Origin of the sequence: Streptomyces sp. URMC 126, assembly GCF_051386555.1 — a bacterium.
Taxonomy (GTDB): domain Bacteria; phylum Actinomycetota; class Actinomycetes; order Streptomycetales; family Streptomycetaceae; genus Streptomyces.
Genome location: NZ_JBPQTX010000995.1, coordinates 1 through 261 on the forward strand (window position 1 = coordinate 1; position 261 = coordinate 261).

At 75.9% G+C, this 261-nt stretch carries 1 pseudogene; it reads right to left on the minus strand.

What is annotated here, in order from left to right:
- Positions 1-211 (minus strand): annotated as a pseudogene (gene ppnK / locus ACSNOK_RS34815) (NAD kinase); the annotation flags it as partial.
- Positions 212-261 lie beyond the last annotated feature (50 nt).

A 261-nucleotide genomic window follows, 5' to 3' on the forward strand; every position in this document is an offset into this window, starting at 1 on the left:
GTTCGCAGCCGGTCAGGCAGTCCGGCGCGGCCCGGACCGCCTCCACCTCGGACGGCAGCGGCAGGTCCGCCGCCTCCTCGGCCAGCACCCGTACCCCCAGGCCGCTGCGGAGCAGCCCCTGGACGACGAGCTCGGCGCTGCGCACGGCGGCCGGCCGGCCGGTGTGCGCGAGCAGGAATACGGTGCGTGCTGCTGCCTCAGTCGTCGTCAACGCGGCCCCTCCGCCACTGCGCGGTCAACATCGTGCGGGTCGAGTGCGGG